The 17,986-nt window shown below is 47.3% G+C and carries 16 protein-coding genes; 8 read left to right on the top strand and 8 right to left on the bottom strand.

Annotation, left to right across the window (positions count from 1 at the left end; genetic code table 11):
• Nucleotides 1–30: 30 nt before the first annotated feature.
• The 6 genes from V7Q13_RS15835 to V7Q13_RS15810 all read right to left on the bottom strand — a co-directional run bounded on the left by V7Q13_RS15835 (nucleotide 31) and on the right by V7Q13_RS15810 (nucleotide 7,885).
• Nucleotides 31–1,281, bottom strand: coding sequence for a T9SS type A sorting domain-containing protein (locus V7Q13_RS15835; RefSeq protein WP_333801645.1), 1,251 nt, complete (start codon nucleotides 1,279–1,281; stop codon nucleotides 31–33).
• Between the two features lie 270 nt (nucleotides 1,282–1,551).
• Nucleotides 1,552–3,357: an AMP-dependent synthetase/ligase gene (locus V7Q13_RS15830; RefSeq protein WP_333801644.1), complete on the bottom strand. Its 1,806-nt coding sequence runs from the start codon at nucleotides 3,355–3,357 to the stop codon at nucleotides 1,552–1,554.
• A 158-nt stretch (nucleotides 3,358–3,515) separates the two neighbouring features.
• Complete coding sequence (locus V7Q13_RS15825) at nucleotides 3,516–4,184, bottom strand: YceI family protein (RefSeq protein WP_333801643.1); 669 nt, start codon at nucleotides 4,182–4,184, stop codon at nucleotides 3,516–3,518.
• A 97-nt stretch (nucleotides 4,185–4,281) separates the two neighbouring features.
• The gene (locus V7Q13_RS15820) at nucleotides 4,282–5,283 is read right to left on the bottom strand and encodes a tetratricopeptide repeat protein (RefSeq protein WP_333801642.1); all 1,002 of its coding nucleotides are present in this window, start codon (nucleotides 5,281–5,283) and stop codon (nucleotides 4,282–4,284) included.
• A gap of 121 nt (nucleotides 5,284–5,404) precedes the next feature.
• Entirely contained in the window at nucleotides 5,405–7,096 is a 1,692-nt protein-coding gene (locus V7Q13_RS15815) for a putative transporter (protein ID WP_333801641.1), read from the bottom strand.
• Nucleotides 7,097–7,249: 153 nt separating this feature from the next.
• Nucleotides 7,250–7,885 carry a peroxiredoxin gene (locus tag V7Q13_RS15810; protein ID WP_333801640.1) on the bottom strand — a complete coding sequence of 212 codons (636 nt, stop codon included), beginning with the start codon at nucleotides 7,883–7,885 and terminating at the stop codon, nucleotides 7,250–7,252.
• Nucleotides 7,886–7,982: 97 nt separating this feature from the next.
• On the opposite strand from V7Q13_RS15810, the gene V7Q13_RS15805 reads away from it, so the two are divergent.
• The 7 genes from V7Q13_RS15805 to V7Q13_RS15775 all read left to right on the top strand — a co-directional run bounded on the left by V7Q13_RS15805 (nucleotide 7,983) and on the right by V7Q13_RS15775 (nucleotide 15,815).
• Nucleotides 7,983–8,393: an RrF2 family transcriptional regulator gene (locus tag V7Q13_RS15805; protein WP_333801639.1), complete on the top strand. Its 411-nt coding sequence runs from the start codon at nucleotides 7,983–7,985 to the stop codon at nucleotides 8,391–8,393.
• A gap of 76 nt (nucleotides 8,394–8,469) precedes the next feature.
• Nucleotides 8,470–9,948 (top strand): glycerol kinase GlpK, encoded by a 1,479-nt coding sequence (gene glpK / locus V7Q13_RS15800; RefSeq protein WP_333801638.1) that lies wholly within the window; start codon nucleotides 8,470–8,472, stop codon nucleotides 9,946–9,948.
• Nucleotides 9,949–10,319: 371 nt separating this feature from the next.
• Entirely contained in the window at nucleotides 10,320–13,142 is a 2,823-nt protein-coding gene (polA, locus tag V7Q13_RS15795; protein WP_333801637.1) for a DNA polymerase I, read from the top strand.
• Between the two features lie 172 nt (nucleotides 13,143–13,314).
• Nucleotides 13,315–13,662, top strand: coding sequence for a DUF3024 domain-containing protein (locus V7Q13_RS15790; protein ID WP_333801636.1), 348 nt, complete (start codon nucleotides 13,315–13,317; stop codon nucleotides 13,660–13,662).
• A 190-nt stretch (nucleotides 13,663–13,852) separates the two neighbouring features.
• Nucleotides 13,853–14,176, top strand: coding sequence for a hypothetical protein (locus V7Q13_RS15785; RefSeq protein ID WP_333801635.1), 324 nt, complete (start codon nucleotides 13,853–13,855; stop codon nucleotides 14,174–14,176).
• Nucleotides 14,177–15,070, top strand: a complete 894-nt coding sequence (locus tag V7Q13_RS15780; protein ID WP_333801634.1) for a hypothetical protein — start codon at nucleotides 14,177–14,179, stop codon at nucleotides 15,068–15,070.
• 130 nt (nucleotides 15,071–15,200) lie between these two features.
• Entirely contained in the window at nucleotides 15,201–15,815 is a 615-nt protein-coding gene (locus tag V7Q13_RS15775) for a YdeI/OmpD-associated family protein (protein WP_333801633.1), read from the top strand.
• 168 nt (nucleotides 15,816–15,983) lie between these two features.
• Here V7Q13_RS15775 and V7Q13_RS15770 read toward each other — a convergent pair whose 3' ends face one another.
• Both V7Q13_RS15770 and V7Q13_RS15765 read right to left on the bottom strand, forming a co-directional pair.
• The gene (locus V7Q13_RS15770) at nucleotides 15,984–16,250 is read right to left on the bottom strand and encodes a zinc ribbon domain-containing protein (protein ID WP_333801632.1); all 267 of its coding nucleotides are present in this window, start codon (nucleotides 16,248–16,250) and stop codon (nucleotides 15,984–15,986) included.
• 82 nt (nucleotides 16,251–16,332) lie between these two features.
• Nucleotides 16,333–17,046, bottom strand: coding sequence for an MIP/aquaporin family protein (locus tag V7Q13_RS15765; protein WP_333801631.1), 714 nt, complete (start codon nucleotides 17,044–17,046; stop codon nucleotides 16,333–16,335).
• Between the two features lie 285 nt (nucleotides 17,047–17,331).
• On the opposite strand from V7Q13_RS15765, the gene V7Q13_RS15760 reads away from it, so the two are divergent.
• Nucleotides 17,332–17,985: a DsbA family protein gene (locus V7Q13_RS15760; RefSeq protein WP_333801630.1), complete on the top strand. Its 654-nt coding sequence runs from the start codon at nucleotides 17,332–17,334 to the stop codon at nucleotides 17,983–17,985.
• The last annotated feature ends 1 nt before the right edge of the window (nucleotide 17,986 follow it).

The raw sequence follows: 17,986 nt of genomic DNA, 5'->3' as shown, positions 1-17,986 counted from the left end.
GGGCTGTGGGTTATTCAGCCGCAGGTACGCTTATTGTATCCAGAATTTTTCAGTATCAATCAATTGTCCTTGTTCATTTACAATTTGCAACACGTACAAACCTTTTGCCAGCTTGCTGGTGTTGATGCTGGTTTGCAGCGCATTGGCAGCTAAGTTTTGTTGCAGCATTACTCTGCCCGTAGCATCTATAGTTCTTATCTGGGTATTTCCCGTGGTGCTTTTACTAAAACCCAACTGTAATACGCCGCTGCCTGCTGTATTTACCATGCGGGCAATAATGCCGCTGCTCAAAGCTGAATTGCGCAGCGCTATTTGCTTGCTGTAGCTCGTTTTGCCGTCTGTGTCTACCTGCATCAGCCGGTAGTGGCTTTGCAGAGTAGCAGCATTGGGTTGGTAAGTAAATGTGTACTGAATGGGTTGTGTGCTGTTGCCAGATACGGCTCTGGAGGTTACAAATCCAACCGATTCAAACTGCTGCCCGTTGGCTGCATATTGTACGTAAAAGCCTTTGTTATTGAGTTCAGACAGTGTTTGCCAGTTCAGTTCGTGACCTTTACTGCCTAGTGTACCACTAAACTGACCCATAGTTACCGGCTGTACCAGCTGGCAGGTGGTGTTGGTACTTACAAATGGGTTCATGTACAGGCTCAAATTGAGGCCCGATTCGGAAGGCACCGTATTCCAACTATTGTCCGACCATTTTTCCCAGGCATAGTTGGGTGTACGGCCAGAAAGGGAGGAGTAAATGGCCAAAGTATCACTAGGCCAGCTCAACGATGAAAAATCGACCGAAAGAAAAAACTTTTTAGAAGCGGGTAAGCTAATGGCGGCAGGAAAATAAATGTCGGTTTTATCATTCAGCTGCACATCTATCCGAATGTTTTCGAGGGTTGTGCTGGTAGAACCGAGCAATGCACCGGGGGTATTACTGGTACCATCGTACACCTTAATGTTGATGGTTTTATTAAGTCCTGCCTGGTTGATGCTGTTGGCTTTGGCAAAATGTATGTAACAGCGGGTAATGTAGGTGTTAGCCGTTGCAGACAAGTCGAAAAAATGGGCTTTTTCTTTATCGCCAAAGCTGTTGGTACCAGTACGATAGCCGGTGTTGCCTGCATCTACAATGATGTAATTAGCCCGGCTCCAGGCTGCAGGTATGGGAAAGTTAATGGTATCGCAGCCAGCGGCAGTGGAAACAATAGCAGTGTTGGGCTGACTGTATGCGAAACCGCACCACAGCAGCATTATCAAAAGGATAATTGCCGGAGATTTTTTCTTCATGGGTTTGAAAAGTACCAAACGAAATTAACAACTTTTGCACAACTTGTTACAACATTAATTTTTTTGCGGTAAAAACTTTCCATTCTATAAATGCCTGCCATTTGCAAAGAATGAGCAGTCTGCGGGGTTGAAATGGCATAAATAATTGAAAAACTGTGGTTTATACATTTTCAATTGTTTATAGAAGCATGTATTGGCGCATCTTCAATAAGCATAAAAAAAGGCTGAACTGCGCCTGCAATTCAGCCTGAAAATCAGCTATTGAGTTCGTTATTCGTAAATCCGCTCAATAGCCTCCTTGTATTTTTCCATCACCACTTTCCTTTTAATCTTCAACGTTGGGGTGAGTTCTCCGGTATCAATGGTCCACTCTTGTGGCAACAGTTCAAACTTTTTCACCTGTTCTACATGGTTAAAAAACAAGTTGAAGGTTTCAACCAATTGCTGGTAATGTGCCAGTACTTTAGGGTGACGGATGGCTTCTTCCGGACTCGCAAAAGCAATGCCCTGGTGCCGCATCCACTCCCGCAGGGTGGGGAAGCCCGGTACAATCAACGCACCTACAAATTTTCGCTCGGCACCCACAATCATTATTTGCTCAATGAAAGGCGATTCTTTCAACTTGTTTTCCAAAGGCTGGGGCGCCACGTATTTACCACCACTGGTTTTAAACAGCTCTTTCTTTCTGTCGGTAATTTTTAAAAAACGAATGCCTTTCACTTCTTCCCATACCCCAATATCACCCGTCAGTAGCCAGCCATCCTGAATGGTTTCTGCCGTGAGATCGGGGCGTTTGTAATAGCCCTGCATTACACTTGGGCCTTTTACCAATATTTCTCCGTCTTCGGCCAGCTTCACTTCCTGCCCTTCAATAATGGGCCCCACGGTGCCAAATTTGGTTTGGCCATCCATGCGTCGATTTACCGAAATCACCGGGCTGTTTTCGGTGGGGCCATAGCCTTCAAACACCGGAATACCACCCGCATTAAAAATGCGCAGCAATCGCTCCTGGCAAGCGGCACCACCGGTAATGATGAACTCAATATTGCCACCGAGCCCTTCACGCCATTTACTAAAAATGAGTTTGTTGGCCAGTTTCAGCTGCACGTTGTACAGCAAGCCTTTTGATTGCAGGTTGTCGTATTGCAAACCCAAATCAACAGCCCAGTTAAACAGCTTGCGTTTAGTGCCACTGAGTTCCTGCCCTTTGGCCATAATTTTTTCGAAAACTTTTTCCAATAACCGGGGCACTGTGGTGAAGCCGGTGGGTTGTACTTCCTTCAGGTTTTCACCAATCGTTTCAAGGCTTTCGGCATAGTAAATGCTAATGCCACTCAAGGTGTAGATGTACGTAATCATCCTTTCGAAAATGTGATTGAGTGGCAGAAAACTCAACACCTTTTTACCGGGCTGATTATCGAACGGAAAGCTCTTGGCAGAGTTGAATACGTTGCTCAAAATATTGTGGTGCGACAGCATTACCCCTTTGGGTACACCGGTGGTGCCACTGGTGTAAATAATGGTGGCCAAATGATGCGGTTGTATCTGCTGTTTGGCTTGCTGTAATGCTTCGGCGGCTTCGGCCGTGGGTGTTTGCTGCAGCTGTGTCCAGCTGGCAGCACCAGTTACCTCGTCAAAGCAAAAAATATGTTTGAGTGATGGCACATGCGGCGATACACTGATGATTTTTTCATACAAATCTTCCGAACCGGCAAACACACATTTTACCTCTGCATCGTTGAAAATAAATTCTAACTCACGTGGATTTGTGGTGGGATAGATCGGGCAAAGAATCAAGCCTGCTTGCTGACAAGCCAAATCAACAAACACCCATTCGGGCCGGTTAGCACTCAGCATGGCTACTTTATCGGCACCGGTTGGGCTGTAATCGCCGGCACTCAGGCCAAGGCTCAGCAGGTTGGCACTCAGCGTATCAATTATTTCCTGAACCTGTTGGGTTGAATACGTTTTCCAGTCACCATTTTCTTTTGCCGCCAGCAAGGTGTTGTCTCCAAATCGTTCCAGCCGATGGGGCAATAAATCAAACAGGCGGGTAGGCAAGCCATTCGTCGTCATGGGGCAATCGTTTAAGGCTGAAAATTCGGGGAATTGAACGAAAGCACCAGCAAATGCAGTTACTTTTCTGATAACCGATGGTTAATGCAAGAGCTGTAAAAAATAAAAAGCCCACCGTTTCACAATCGATGGTCTTTTTATAGATGGGAAAGCGCAGCTTATTGGGCCTTGTTGGCTTTGATATTGAGCTTCAGGTTTACCTCTTTTTTAATGAACCAATCGGCAGGATTGTTGGGTCCTTTATAGTTCATACCCCACAGCGTACGGTCGATGTTGAAATCGGCAGTAGTGCTTACACTGGCTGCATCAATAGTAACGATGGCGGGAAAGGAAATGCTTTTAGTAGAGTCTTTCAACGTAAGATTGCCCGTGATGATGTGGGTAGCACCGGCCAGCTTGCTGGTAGCAGTGGCAGAGTCGTATGGTGCTACACTAGCAATTTCAAACTTGGCAACGGGAAAAGTAGCGGCATCAAAAAAGTCGGGGCTTTTGAGATGGCCTTCCAGTTTGCCCTTGTCTTCGCCTTGCAGGTCGAGTACATTGAGCGAACCGATATTGATGGTAAATGAACCGCTGGCAATGTTGTTGCTGCTGTCGATAGTAAGGCTACCACCGCTGAGCATAAAAGTACCGTTGTGCTGGCCGTTTTGCTTGGTACCAATCCAGCCAATAGAGCTGCTTACGGTATCTACAGTAAAGTTGCTACCGGTACCGGTGGCTGCAGCTGTGGCTTCGCCGGTGTTGGCGCTATCGGCTTCGGGAGCACTTTGGCAGGCGGTCATCAGCAGACCTGCGGCCAGTAAAGCAGTCAATGCTTGATTCTTCATAAACGTTTAATGGTTTTAGATGATGGTAATAAAAAAGCAAGACAAAAAAAGCCTTGCTTTTGTTCACCAAAAAAGGTGCCCCAATTGGGTGAATGACTTAATGGTAATATTGACCTTCGGCCATTTTGAACAGTTTGTTTCGCTGAAACTGGTTGAAACTCACGTACTCATCGGGGTGTGTTTTGGTCCAGTTTTGAAAGGCATTTAAATTGGCAACACTGCCAAACAGCCATTGGTTGTAGGCATCAAACACCCCTTCTTGCAGCAACTGCCGCTGGTGCTCAAATAGCTTAAAAGGAAATTTTGCTGCTACCGGGCCATTGTACCAATCGAGCAAAAAGCGGGTACGCATGGCTGTGAGTATTTCAGGGTTGATGCCGTTGGTGGCCAGCGGCTCTTGCTTCAGCAACATTTTCGACGCTTCCTGCTGAAAAGGCGAAGCGTTTTTGGTGGCTTCCAGCCCAAAGGCAAACAAGCGTTTGTAGCTGTCATACATCAGGTTTTTGGTTTCTACAGTACGGGTGGTATAGCTTTCCATGTTCACAAAAATCTCACCATATATCACTGCCCAAAAATGATCGTTTTGCTCTGCATAGTACCGTGCTGCGTGGTAGTAGTTGCCCGGATATGCCGGGTCGAATTGTATGCCTTTTTCCCAGTACACAATGCCAGCGTTGGCGCCGGGCTGCACCAGTTCTAAAAACTCGCCATAGTCGGCATACAAGGCACCGCTTTTAGGAAAGGTTTGCAAGCCTATGCGGTACACCAGCTCCGCTTCTTTGATGTTGCGGCCACCCCGCAGCAGCATACAGGTAATTTGATAAGTACGGTCGTCGGCGTTTTTCGATTCAGCCATGGGCTTCATCAAATCGTATCCTGCTTTGTACTGGCCGGCCAAAAAATAAGCAAAGCCCAAATCGTTGACAATTTCGGTATTGGCCGGTTCCAGCTCGGCCGCTTTTTTCAATACAATAATGGCATTGCCGTAATCATTTTGCTGCAGGTACCGCACACCGTTTTCGTGCAGCTGTTGTGCATCCTGACTCCAGGCGGTGCTGCTCAGCAGGCAGCTGACCATACATATCCAAACTATACGCATGGCACAAATTTAGCCAGCGGTGCCAATGCGGTCAAGAAATTAACAGAACCACTATGCCGCCATAAAAAACACCTGCCGGAAAAGACCGACAGGTGTTGGGGTTTATAGCAAGCTTACCGGGCTATTGTAAAAACAAAAGAATAAACAATTGGGCCGCCAAAATGCGGGCAATGGTTACCAGCGGATACACGGTGGCGTAAGCCTGAGCCGGTACATCGCCTTTAAAATAACCATTGCAAAACGCCAATGTAGGTGGGCTGGTGTAGGTACCGCCAATCATACCGGCTATTTGTAAAAAGTTGATTTTGAAAACGAGCCGGCCTACCAGCGCTATAAAAATGACAGGGATGGAAGTAATGGCCATACCATATACGAGCCACATCCAACCATTGTTGGCCACAAAGCTTTCGTACAAGGTTTTACCGGCGTTGATACCCACGGCTGCAAAAAACAGGGCAATACCAAAATCCCGCATAAACCAGGCAGCACTTTGGTTCATGTAGCTGTGTAAATGCGCTACACCGCCATAGCGGCTGATGAAAATGGCCACCAGCAACGGACCAGCTGCAATACCCAGTTTTACCGGTACGGGCAGGCCTGGTATGGCCAGCGGAATAGAACCCAAAATGAGACCCAGAATAATGCCTACAAAAATGGTGGCCAGCTCAGGCTCTGCTAAGCGGTGGCGGCTATTGCCCAAAAATTGTTCCGCATTTTTCAACTCACTTACGGGGCCAACTACACGCAGTGTATCGCCCATGTGTACCACAAAATCCCGGGTGGCTATCAGCTCCATACCACCCCTGAAAATGCGGGTGACTTTTACACCGTATGCCGACTCCATATTGAGTTGCGCCAACGACTTTTGTGTAGCGTTGTTTTTGGTAACGGTAATGTCGCGGCTTTCAATTTCTTCATCGCTGGTAATGAAGTTGTCGGTGCTTAAACGGCCCAGCATAGTTACCACCACATCTACATCATCGGGCAGGCCCACCAGCATCAGCACGTCTCTTTCTTTCAGCACCGTATCAGCAGTGGGTGTACTCACTTTGGTAGTACCGCTGCATTTGATGCGGGTTACAATCACATCTTTCAGGCTCTCTTTGTTCAGCAGTTCGCCCAGGGTTTTGCCAAAAGCGTTGGGGTTGGTTACTCGGCACTTTACCACGCTGGGATGCGGGTAGTCTTTCTGTCGTTTTTCTTCAAACTGCTGTTGCTCATCTTTCACTTTTACCTTAAAAATTTTCATGAAAAGAATAATGAGCAATATTTCGCCCACAGCACCAAAAGGATACGCAATGGCATATCCGTTGGCCGGGTCGGAGTAGGTGCCTTGTTTTACAGCGGCTACTTCTTTCAGCACACTTTTAGCAGCACCAAGGCTGGGTGTATTAGTAACGGCACCCGTCATAATGCCCGCCATATTTTCGGCAGTGGTGCCGGTGCTGCGCATGATAATCCATGCCACCAAAAAGCTGATGAATACGGCTGTTACAGCAATGCCATTCATCACCAGCCCGTCTTTTTTGAGTGAAGCAAAAAAAGATGGGCCCACTTGCAGGCCCACGGCGTATACAAAAAGTATGAGGCCAAAGTCTCTGATATAATGCATGGTTTCGGTATGCAGGCCGTAACCGAAATGACCCATGAGTAAGCCTACAAATAATACACCAGCTGCACCGATGCCAACCTTGGCTACTTTGAGGCGGCCAAGTAACACACCGCCGGTAACAGCAGCAGCTACAAATACAATGGTTTGTGCGGTGGTGGGGTCGGCAGTGGGGTAGAGCAAATCTTTTAAAAATTGGAACATAATATGATTATTTGGTGATAGTATCTAAGAGGGCATAAAAGTACTTGTCCAAAATACCACGTTGATATGATAAAACTCATGGGCTTGCATTAAAAAAGCCGAACTGTTTCCAGTGTCGGCTTTTGTAGTAAGTGTGGGGTGAGATGTGACGAATTATTTATTGGGCTGTGGTGTATACCGCAGGTAAGGTTTTACCTCCGTCACGCCTTTGTCAAACTTTTTAATAGCATCTGCTGTGCTAATGGATGGTACCACAATAACATCTTCACCATCTTTCCAATCTGCCGGTGTAGCCACACTGTATTGTGCGGTCAGTTGCAGGCTGTCTACTACCCGCAATACTTCTACAAAGTTGCGGCCTGTGCTGGCAGGGTAGGTAATAATGAGTTTCACCTTTTTATCTGGGCCAATGATGAACAGGCTGCGAACGGTAAAGTTTTCGCTGGAATTGGGGTGAATCATGTCGTACAAAGTAGCCACGTTGCGGTCTTCGTCGGCAATGATGGGAAACTGCACATTGGTATGCTGTGTTTCGTTGATGTCGCCAATCCAGCCTTTGTGTTTTTCCAGATCATCTACACTCACGGCCAGCACCTTTACGTTGCGCTTGGCAAACTCATCGGCCAGCTGTGCAGTACGGCCCAGCTCAGTGGTGCACACAGGTGTGTAATCTGCCGGGTGGCTAAACAGGATGCCCCAGCTGCTGCCGAGGTATTCATAAAAATTGATATCGCCAACACTGGTTTTGGCATTAAAGTCGGGGGCTATGTCGCCAAGTCTTAAGCTCATGATTGATACGTTTTGATGAGCAAATATAATTGTTCACCCGAAAAGTGAACAATATACAGGAGAATTAACAGTAGCTTTGTGTACAGCGCTTACCATTATGCTTTCTCAAAAAACAAAATACGCCCTTCAGGCATTGTCGAAACTGGCTGTTAATTACGGAAAAGGACCAACGCTCATTCCGCTCATTGCCGAAGAAAAAGGGATACCACTTCGTTTTCTTGAAAACATTTTGCACGAACTGAAACAAGAAGGGTTGCTCATCAGTCATCGTGGCCGCAATGGCGGTTATGAATTGGCCAAACATCCTTCCCGCATCAAACTGGCAACTATCATTCGACTGGTAGATGGACCTATTGCCATGCTCAGCTGTGTGAGCCTGCACTTTTACGAACCCTGCGATGGTTGCAATGAAAAACACTGCGGCCTCAAGGGTGTAATGGCCGAAGCAAGAGACGCCATTTTGGGTGTGCTCGAAAAGAAAACCCTCGCCGATATTATGGATGATTGATGCGGCACATCTGCCGGCATTTTTCCCGCCATTGTTTTCCCTATCTTTCTTTTTCTAAAAGTAAAAACGATAGGCCATGCGGTATGTTGCAGCAATTGATCAGGGAACCACGTCCAGCAGATTTATGGTGTTTGATATGGGGGGCAATATTGTAGCCAGTGCCCAGCAAGAACACCAGCAAATTTTTCCGCAGCCCGGCTGGGTAGAACACGATCCCGAAGAAATAGCCGCCAAAGTAAAACTTGTAACTGCAGAAGCCCTCATAACCAAAGGCTTGCTGGCAACAGATATTGCGGCCATTGGCATTACCAACCAACGAGAAACCACCGTGGTGTGGAACAAGCATACAGGCAAGCCTTATTACAACGCCATTGTATGGCAAGATACCCGCACCGAACATTTGGTAAAAAAGCTGAACGAACAGCTGGGCCACAATGCCTGGCAGCAAAAAACAGGTTTGCCTTTTGCCACCTACTTCAGTTCATTAAAACTGAAATGGCTGCTCGATAACGTACATGGATTGCAGCAGGCTGCCGAAAACGGCGATGCCTTGTTTGGCAACATCGATACATGGCTGCTGTGGAAGGAAACCGGCGAACACAAAACCGACGTAACCAATGCCAGCCGCACCCAGCTCATGCATTTGGAAACACTGGATTGGGATGATGAGATTTTACAAACACTCAATATTCCCCGCCAAATGCTGCCGCAGATTGTGCCCAGCTCCGGCTACTTTGGTACCATACAGCAGGGGGCTTTTAAAGGCATCAATATTATGGGTGTGTTGGGCGACCAGCAAGCGGCATTAGTGGGCCAAACCTGCTTTGAACCCGGCCAGGCAAAAAACACCTACGGCACCGGTTGCTTTATGCTCATGAACACCGGCGAGAAAATAGTACCCAGCACCAAGGGCCTGCTCACCACGGTAGCCTACAAGCTGGGCCAGCAGCCTGTGCATTATGCATTGGAAGGCAGCATTGCTATGACCGGATCGCTGGTGCAATGGTGCCGCGATAACCTGGACATTATCGACAAAAGCAGCGACATAGAAACACTGGCTGCCAGCGTACCCGACAACGGCGACGTCTATTTTGTACCCGCCTTTAGTGGCTTGTACGCTCCTTACTGGCGGTCGGATGCCCGTGGTGTAATCACCGGGCTCACCGGCTATGCCACCAAGGCACACATTGCCCGGGCCGTGCTGGAAGCCACTGCCTATCAAACCCTCGATGTGCTGCTGGCCATGCAGGCCGATAGCGGCATTACCCTCGATGCACTGAATGTAGACGGTGGTATGACGGCCAACAATTTGCTGATGCAGTTTCAGGCCGATATGGTGCAAGTGCCTGTACAAGTACCGATGGTAAATGAAACCACCTGCCTGGGTGCTGCTTATGCAGCAGGCCTTGCCTCGGGGTATTGGAAAAGCGTAGACGACCTTAAAGCCAATCATCAAATCAACAAACGCTGGCAGCCAGCCATGGATCAAGACCTGCGACATCACCTGCACTTACGTTGGCAAAAAGCCATTGGTAAAAGTTTGGATTGGGTGTAAGGAAAGTTTGCAGTGAGCAGTTTGCAAGGAAATCCGGGAAAATCCATTTCATCCGTTTGCTCAGCGTCCATAAAATAGTTGGTAGTTGATTGATGGTGGTTGATGCGAAAAGCAAACCCAACATAATCTGTGCATCTGCGGCAAAAAAGTTGATAGATGATGGTTGGTAGTTGGTAGGAATACTGCATTCATACAATCTGCGTTTATCCGTTTCTATCCTGCAAATCTGCGTCCTATAAATCCGAGTCCTATGCTATTTCCCCCACAGGGGGCTAGGGGGCTTTGGCCTCTCATCCCAAGCCGTTTGCAGCTTACCGATAAACAGTTTACTTTGACCCGTTGGCTGCCGAAACCGGCCACGCAAAGTCTACATGAAAAAGCTATACCTGCTCGACGCATTTGCCCTCATCTTTCGTGCCTACTATGCCCTCATCCGCAACCCCCGCATTACCAGCACAGGCCGCAACACCAATGCGCAGTTTGGTTTTACCAATACCTTGCTCGAACTCATCAATAAAGAAAAACCTTCGCACATTGCAGTGTGCTTCGATACCGCTGCACCTACTGAACGCCATACCGATTTTACCGACTACAAAGCCAACCGCCAGGAAGCACCGGAAGACCTGCTGGCCGCCGTGCCCGATATCAAACGCATCATCCAAGGCTTCAACATACCCGTGGTAGAAGTAGATGGCTACGAAGCCGATGATGTAGTGGGTACCATTGCCTGGCAGGCGGCGGACTTGGGTTACGAAGTATACATGGTAACGCCCGACAAAGACTATGGCCAGCTGCTCACCAAAGAAGGCGTGTACATCTACAAGCCGGCGGCTTTTGGCAACGGCCCCGAAATATTGAAGGCCGAAGACATTTGCCAGAAATGGGACATTGACAATGTAGCGCAGGTGATAGACATGCTGGGCATGATGGGCGATGCGGTAGACAACATACCCGGCATACCCGGCGTAGGCGAAAAAACTGCTGCCAAACTGCTGAAGCAATACGGCAATATGGAAGCCGTGCTGGCCGATGCCGACAACATCAAAGGTGCCTTGGGCGAAAAAATACGCAATGGCAAAGAGCTGGCAGTGATGAGTAAAAAACTCGCCACCATTATTACCAATGTGCCCGTGCAGTTTCACGAAGAAGATTACAAGCTGGGCGAGTGGAACAAAGAAGCGCTGAAAGAAGTATTTACCGAACTGGAATTTAAAACACTCGGTCGCCGTATACTCGGTACCGATTTTGATGCGGCCGCTGGTGCCGCCCCGCAAGGTGTACAGCAAGATTTGTTTGGCAATGCCGTAGCCACCCCTGCTGCCAAAAGTGACAGCCTGCAAGAAAAAGACGAGCCGGTGCAAATGGAAGTGGATAAGAACATCAACAACACGCCGCATACTTATCACTTGCTGGATAACGCAAAGGCAATTGATGCATTTGTACAAGCAGCTTTGCAGCAGTCAGAAATTTGTTTTGATACCGAAACCACCAACATCGATGCCAACCTGGCCGAGCTGGTGGGCATGAGTTTTGCATTTACGCCACATGAAGCTTACTACGTGCCTTGTCCTGCTGACAGAGCCGCCACACTGGAGTTGCTGCAGCATTTCAAACCGTTGTTTGATAAGCCCGACATTACCTGGATTGGCCAAAACATCAAGTACGATTTGCTGCTGCTGAAATGGTACCAAACCGAACTGGCCGGCCCCGTGTACGATACCATGCTGGCCCACTATGTGGCCGAGCCCGAAGGCCGCCGCAGTATGGATTTGCTGGCGGCGCAATACCTCGGCTACCAGCCTGTGAGTATTACCGAACTCATTGGCAAAAAGGGAAAGGACCAGGGCAACATGCGGGACGTAGAAATGGAGAAGATAAAAGACTACGCTGCAGAAGATGCCGATATTACCCTGCAACTGAAACAGCAGCTGGCACCACTGGTGCTCGACCGCAAAGTAGACCGGGTGCTGAACGAAGCCGAAAACCCGTTGGTGAAAGTGCTCACCGCCATGGAGTTTGAAGGTGTAAGAGTAGATGAAACGTTTTTGAACGACTACAGCAAGCTGCTGGAGCAAGATGCATCGGCTGCTGAAAAAAGAGTGTATGAAAATGCCGGGGTTAAATTCAACCTGGCATCGCCCAAGCAATTGGGCGAAGTGTTATTCGACAAACTGAAGCTGGACCCATCTGCTAAAAAAACCAAAACCGGCCAATACCAAACCGGTGAAGATGTGCTGCTGAAACTCGCCGCCAAGGGCCACAATATTGTAGACGACATTCTAACGTTTCGTGAATTGACGAAATTGAAAAGCACGTATGTAGATACGCTGCCCCAACTCATCAATCCGAAAACGGGCCGGGTGCATACCACCTATGCGCAGGCGGTGGCTGTAACGGGCCGCCTCAGCAGCAACAACCCCAACCTGCAAAACATACCGGTGCGTACCGACCGCGGTCGTGAAATACGCAAGGCCTTTGTACCCCGCGACAACAACCACCTGCTCATCAGTGCCGACTACTCACAAATAGAACTGCGGGTGGTAGCGGCCATTAGTGGCGATGCCAACATGTGTGCGGCTTTCCGCGATGGCAAAGACATTCACACCGCCACGGCTGCCAAAGTATATGGCATACCCGAAAATGAAGTAACCAAAGAGCAACGCTACAAAGCAAAGAGTGTAAACTTCGGCATCATTTACGGGCAGGGTGCTTTTGGCTTGGCCGATAACCTCGGCATCAGCCGTACAGAAGCCAAAGAAATCATCGACAATTACAAGCGGGAGTTTAGCGGCATACAGCAGTACATGAACAACATGGTGAATTTTGCCAAAGAGCATGGCTATGTAGAAACCTTGCTGGGCCGCAAACGCTGGCTGCGGGATATCAACTCCAGCAATTTTACGGTACGGGGTTTTGCGGAGCGCAACGCCATCAACAGCCCCATACAAGGCACTGCCGCCGATATGATCAAACTGGCCATGATAAAAGTGCATGCCGAAATGAAGAAGGCCAAATTCGAAAGCCGCATGATATTACAGGTGCACGATGAATTGTTGTTTGATGCGGTAAAAAGCGAAGCCGAAGACCTGAAGGCGCTGATACTGGAATGCATGCGTACCGCCCTGCCGCTGCCCAACGGCGTACCCGTAGAAGCCGAAGCCGGCATGGGGGAGAATTGGCTGGAAGCGCATTAACCCCTGCCTTTAAAGGGTTTGAAGTTTTTAGTTTTTTGTTTGTGGTTTCTAGCAACGTCTCCGGTACGGTAGGTTGCGTATTTGAAAGTTTGTGTAGCGTTGCAGCAATGTCCCCTGCGGGAGACGATGCTGGAAAGATGAGGTGATATTTTTATCGATAAAAGTTTGAAACATGGCGATTGACGTTTTGCAAGCATTGGATGTAATTGAAGTAATGGAAAATTACCTTCAACGAATAAGGCCACCTGAGGAAATCAGGGCCAAACTTGACATTGCATATAAGATTGAAGGCCAAAGTATCATTGTTTTTGAAATACGGCCTCACTGGAAAAATCCTAATGAAATGGCTGAATTTCCTGTTGCAAAAACAACCTTCGTGAAAACCAACAATCATTGGAAAGTATTTTGGATGAAATCTGATTTGAAATGGCACGCCTATTCACCAAAGTCCATCGTGAAATCGATAAAGGAATTTACTCAATTAATAGAAGAAGATAAATACCATTGCTTTTGGGGTTGAGTATTTGGAGCGTAGCAAAAAAGCTCCAAAAATATTTTGCCAGCAACGTCTCCGGTACGGGACGTTGCGTAATTGAAAGTTTGATTAGGGTAGATGCAAACTCCACTGAAGGAGAAATTGCCGATAAGGAAATACCCATCTAACAATCATTTTCAATAATTTGCATTGACGGCTTTAAAAAACAATTAATATGGATGAGCTAATTCTTATATCATGGATTATTTTTTCCCTTGTGATAGCAGGTGTGGGTGCAAGTAGAAAAATTGGATTTTGGTGGGCACTACTTGCAAGTATTTTTTTAAGCCCTATATCGGGTTTAATTCTTGTTTCATTTTCGAAAGACTTACAAGATGAATATTTTAAGCGACAAATACTTGAAGAGTTGTCAATTTTGACAGACGGTCAAAAAAATATCAAAAGTGAAAAAGTGAAATCGAACGGCAGTAAAAAGGGAGTTGATGATACGGATGATTTATCCTCCAAACAAGTTGATATAGATTTAAGTGAAATTTGAATGGAGAAATTACTAAGACAAATTTATTTGAGATTTAATCCTGATTTGATTGAATCAATTCCGCATCTCCTTTCTAAGTATAAAGGAAGTGAGGATGTTTTACTTTCTGAAATATGCAAAAAATATGGCATAACTGAAGATTTATTGCAGGAGTTACAAAATGCTACCGAAAGTGAATCGTCTGGCAATTTTGAATTTGAAACTGGTGACTCTTCGTCGCTTCACAGGGTTAGAAATTTTATTAGACCAATCTCGATTATCGTTTTTGTATTGATTGTTGTTTTGCTATTGATAAAAATGTATAAAAGTGATGAGGATGTTTTACTTGAAGATAGGATTGTAAATTCTGATGTTGTTGGCTCCTTACGTGAATTCCATTTTTCTTATGCCGTAAAATCCGATCGAGCATTTTTCTACATAAAGCCAGATTTTAATACGAAAAAGAAATCTTTTCTTGTTCCTTCATCGTATCACATTATAGCGAGAGATTTTCAAAATGGATTTATTTATACTGTATTTACCAATACTAATGGACAAACTTCCAGCGGTTGGATAGCAGAGGATGATTTAATTCCTGTTGCAGCGATAATTCCCGATGCGTCAGTTGTTTACAGAACTGGAAATATCGTCAATTTAAAAGGTCATCCGGAACTTGTTAATACTTCAACTGGTGAAGGAGGCCCCGTTTGGAATTGTTTAGTACTCAAACTCGAAGTTCCCTTTCGGTTTGAATCTTATGATGGATCTACTCAGGTTATTAAAGAGATTTCAATTCAAGGAATTGGTATAGATAATCCTTTATTGGGTCAATTAGATTCAATTGTTGTTACTGGTGAGTTGGATGTTGCGCAAACAGTGCATGATTGCAGAGATGTTGTGTTATATTTTAAATGATTTGGGGTTGGTTTCAGGAAACGTTGCCTGAGGGAGATATTGATGAGAATAAAAATCGCCATCCAATTGTACTCCTCAGCGCCTCCGTGTCTTCGCGTTTCAACTTTTATCTTTACTCCAAACACCTGCCATGAAAACCGATGCCCGGGTAGATGCCTACATCCAGAAAGCGCAGCCCTTTGCGCAGCCCATACTACAGCATCTGCGTAGCCTTGTGCACCGGGTATGCCCCACGGCCGAAGAAACCATGAAATGGAGCTTCCCGCATTTTATGTACAAAGGCGATATGCTCTGCAGCATGGCCTCGTTTAAGCAGCATGCCGTGTTTGGTTTTTGGAAGGCGCCACTCATGAAAGATCCGGTGTTGCAGCAAACGGCGGCATCCGAAGTAGCCATGGGCCATTTGGGCCGACTCACTTCCCTGCAAGACCTGCCATCCGATGCACAACTCACCGCTTGGATTGAGGAAGCGATGGCACTGAATGACCAAGGCATCAAGCTGGCCAAAAAGCCTGCCGAAAAAGCGCCGGTACAACTGCCCGCTTACATCACGGAAGCCATGCAGCAACAACCGCAGGCACTGGCCGTATGGGAAGCTTTTGCCCCCAGCCACCGCAAAGAATACGTGCAGTGGATTACCGAAGCCAAAACGGAAGCCACCCGCCAAAAGCGCCTGGCACAAACCATTGAATGGGTAGCTGCTGGCAAGGGCCGCAACTGGCAGTACGAAAAGAAAGCCCATTAACCCCCTGCCCCCTAAAGGGGGTTCAGGTTTTTGTTTTTGGTTCGTGGTTTCGGGCAACAGCCGCGGTGGAAGAAGTTGCGGGCAAGAAAAAAAACTAACCTCTTTGTGCCCCTTTGTGTCTTCGTGCCTTTGTGGTTCACATGTATTTTTCCCGTAAGCTCTAGTTTTTTAATCCTGACTTTTTGGGTTCCAGCGTTCCAGTTTGGGAATACCGCTGGTGAGCATGTCGGCTAAGAAAGATGGGATGCCTTTTTGCTGTAGTTTTTTGTTGGCATACTGGCGCATGTCTTCCGCCGTCCAGTCGGGTTGTACAAAAGCACCGTTGGTAAAGCAATAGCTGCAATACATATTGTTTGCTGTGCCATCGGCATTGGTGCCCTTACCTGCCGCTCTGTCGAACGGTATACCACAACTCTGACAACTAATATACTCCATAGCCCTATGCTTAAGACTGCAAATAAAAGGATAGTTATGGGTGAAAACCCCGGAAAGCATTGACAAATACTTGTAACAACCACTACGGTAAGTGCAGCAAATGATACGCCATGGCCGCCAATGCACTACCCAGTACAGGTCCAACAATCGGCACCAGTGCATAGCCCCAGTCGCTGCTGCCTTTGTGTTGAATGGGCAACAGCATGTGGGCAATGCGTGGCCCTAAATCACGGGCGGGATTGATGGCATAGCCGGTGGCACCACCGAGGCTCAGACCAATACCCAACACGAGTAACGCAACGGGCAATGCATCGAGGGCACCGAGGCTGCTGGCGGGCGATGCAATGTGTAGCACACCAAACACGAGGGCAAACGTGCCGATCATTTCGGTAAGCATGTTCCAGCCGAAACTACGGACTGCAGGGGCGGTGCAAAAGGTAGCTTTGATGGCACCGGCATCGGTGCTGGCATCGTATTGTTTTTTATAGGTGAGCCACACCAGCAGCGAACCGGCAAACGCTCCGGCTATTTGTGCCAGCAGGTAGCCGCCCACCTTGCTCCAGGCAAACTTGCCTAAATACGCCAACGCCAAAGTAACAGCCGGGTTGAGGTGGGCACCGCTTTCGGCAGCACTCACATAAACACCCGTAAACACGCCCATGGCCCAACCGAATGTGATGACAATCCAACCGGCACCGCCGGCGTAGGTTTTTTGCAAAGAAGTATTGGCAACTACACCATTGCCCAATAAAATAATGAGTGCTGTTCCAATGAACTCGTACACGATGGCTTGCATAAGCGTTGGCTTTGCGGATGAATATACAGCCAAATGGAATGAGAAGTACGAAGGGAGAAGTACTAGGTGCGAAGGTTTTTTTGAACCACAAAGACACAAGGGAGGCACAAAGGAACACAAAGTGGTTATTTGGAATTTGCTGTTAGCAGGACATACGTGCTTTTCCTGCAAACTGAAAATTGCAAACTGCAAACTGATTGTTTGTTTCCGAAGCTAGCATTGACTCCTTTTCACTTTCTTATTCTTTATTGCTTATTTCTTATTCCCTCTTTATTCCTTTGCAGCATGAAGCCATTGATTATTTATTGCTACGATGCCTACTGCGGTTGGTGTTATGGGTTTAGCCCCGTTATCAAAAAAGCATTTGAAAACCTTCGGGACCAAATTGATTTTGAAGTGCTGAGCGGTGGTATGATACCTGCGGACAGCCCAGTGCCCATTGAAAAAATGGCGGGCTACATTGCGGGGGCCTACAAAAATGTAGAAGAGCTTACAGGCATTCAGTTTGGCGAAGATTATCTGTGGCACATCAATAACCCCGACTTGAGCGACTGGGTGATGAGCAGTGAAAAACCCGCTATTGCGCTGAGTGTTTTCAAAGAATATTATCCGGCTGATGCGGTGCTGTTTGCCGCCGATTTGCAATACGCCCTGCACTACGAAGGCCGCGACCTCTGCGACGACGAAGCCTACCGGCATTTGCTGCATAAATACAATATCGATGCAGATGAATTTTACAGCAAACTGAAAAGCGAGGAGTACAAAGAGAAAGCCTACTACGACATGGCGCTGTGCAAGCAGTTGCAGGTCACTGGTTTTCCGGCGGTGCTCATGCAGGTAAGCGATGGCAAGTTTTATCTCATTGCCCGTGGCTACACCAGCTTCGAAGATTTGACGCAACGCATTGCCAACGTGCTGGCCGAGAACCAACCCGCTTAAC

Origin of the sequence: Phnomibacter sp. (assembly GCF_036803085.1) — a bacterium.
In the GTDB taxonomy this organism is placed as follows: Bacteria; Bacteroidota; Bacteroidia; order Chitinophagales; family Chitinophagaceae; genus Phnomibacter.
The sequence above is the reverse complement of the archived record's forward strand: the minus strand, read 5'-3'. Positions and strand labels throughout refer to the sequence as shown.

Excerpts from the sequence above, each read along its gene's own strand:
- V7Q13_RS15835 (WP_333801645.1), bottom strand. The coding sequence starts at position 1,281 with ATGAAGAAAAAATCTCCGGCAATTATCCTTTTGATAATGCTGCTGTGG.
- V7Q13_RS15780 (WP_333801634.1), top strand. The coding sequence starts at position 14,177 with ATGGAGAAATTACTAAGACAAATTTATTTGAGATTTAATCCTGATTTG.
- V7Q13_RS15760 (WP_333801630.1), top strand. The coding sequence starts at position 17,332 with ATGAAGCCATTGATTATTTATTGCTACGATGCCTACTGCGGTTGGTGT.
- V7Q13_RS15825 (WP_333801643.1), bottom strand. The coding sequence starts at position 4,184 with ATGAAGAATCAAGCATTGACTGCTTTACTGGCCGCAGGTCTGCTGATG.
- V7Q13_RS15810 (WP_333801640.1), bottom strand. The coding sequence starts at position 7,885 with ATGAGCTTAAGACTTGGCGACATAGCCCCCGACTTTAATGCCAAAACC.
- glpK (WP_333801638.1), top strand. The coding sequence starts at position 8,470 with ATGCGGTATGTTGCAGCAATTGATCAGGGAACCACGTCCAGCAGATTT.
- V7Q13_RS15785 (WP_333801635.1), top strand. The coding sequence starts at position 13,853 with ATGGATGAGCTAATTCTTATATCATGGATTATTTTTTCCCTTGTGATA.
- V7Q13_RS15775 (WP_333801633.1), top strand. The coding sequence starts at position 15,201 with ATGAAAACCGATGCCCGGGTAGATGCCTACATCCAGAAAGCGCAGCCC.
- V7Q13_RS15765 (WP_333801631.1), bottom strand. The coding sequence starts at position 17,046 with ATGCAAGCCATCGTGTACGAGTTCATTGGAACAGCACTCATTATTTTA.
- V7Q13_RS15805 (WP_333801639.1), top strand. The coding sequence starts at position 7,983 with ATGCTTTCTCAAAAAACAAAATACGCCCTTCAGGCATTGTCGAAACTG.
- V7Q13_RS15790 (WP_333801636.1), top strand. The coding sequence starts at position 13,315 with ATGGCGATTGACGTTTTGCAAGCATTGGATGTAATTGAAGTAATGGAA.
- V7Q13_RS15770 (WP_333801632.1), bottom strand. The coding sequence starts at position 16,250 with ATGGAGTATATTAGTTGTCAGAGTTGTGGTATACCGTTCGACAGAGCG.
- V7Q13_RS15815 (WP_333801641.1), bottom strand. The coding sequence starts at position 7,096 with ATGTTCCAATTTTTAAAAGATTTGCTCTACCCCACTGCCGACCCCACC.
- polA (WP_333801637.1), top strand. The coding sequence starts at position 10,320 with ATGAAAAAGCTATACCTGCTCGACGCATTTGCCCTCATCTTTCGTGCC.
- V7Q13_RS15830 (WP_333801644.1), bottom strand. The coding sequence starts at position 3,357 with ATGACGACGAATGGCTTGCCTACCCGCCTGTTTGATTTATTGCCCCAT.
- V7Q13_RS15820 (WP_333801642.1), bottom strand. The coding sequence starts at position 5,283 with ATGCGTATAGTTTGGATATGTATGGTCAGCTGCCTGCTGAGCAGCACC.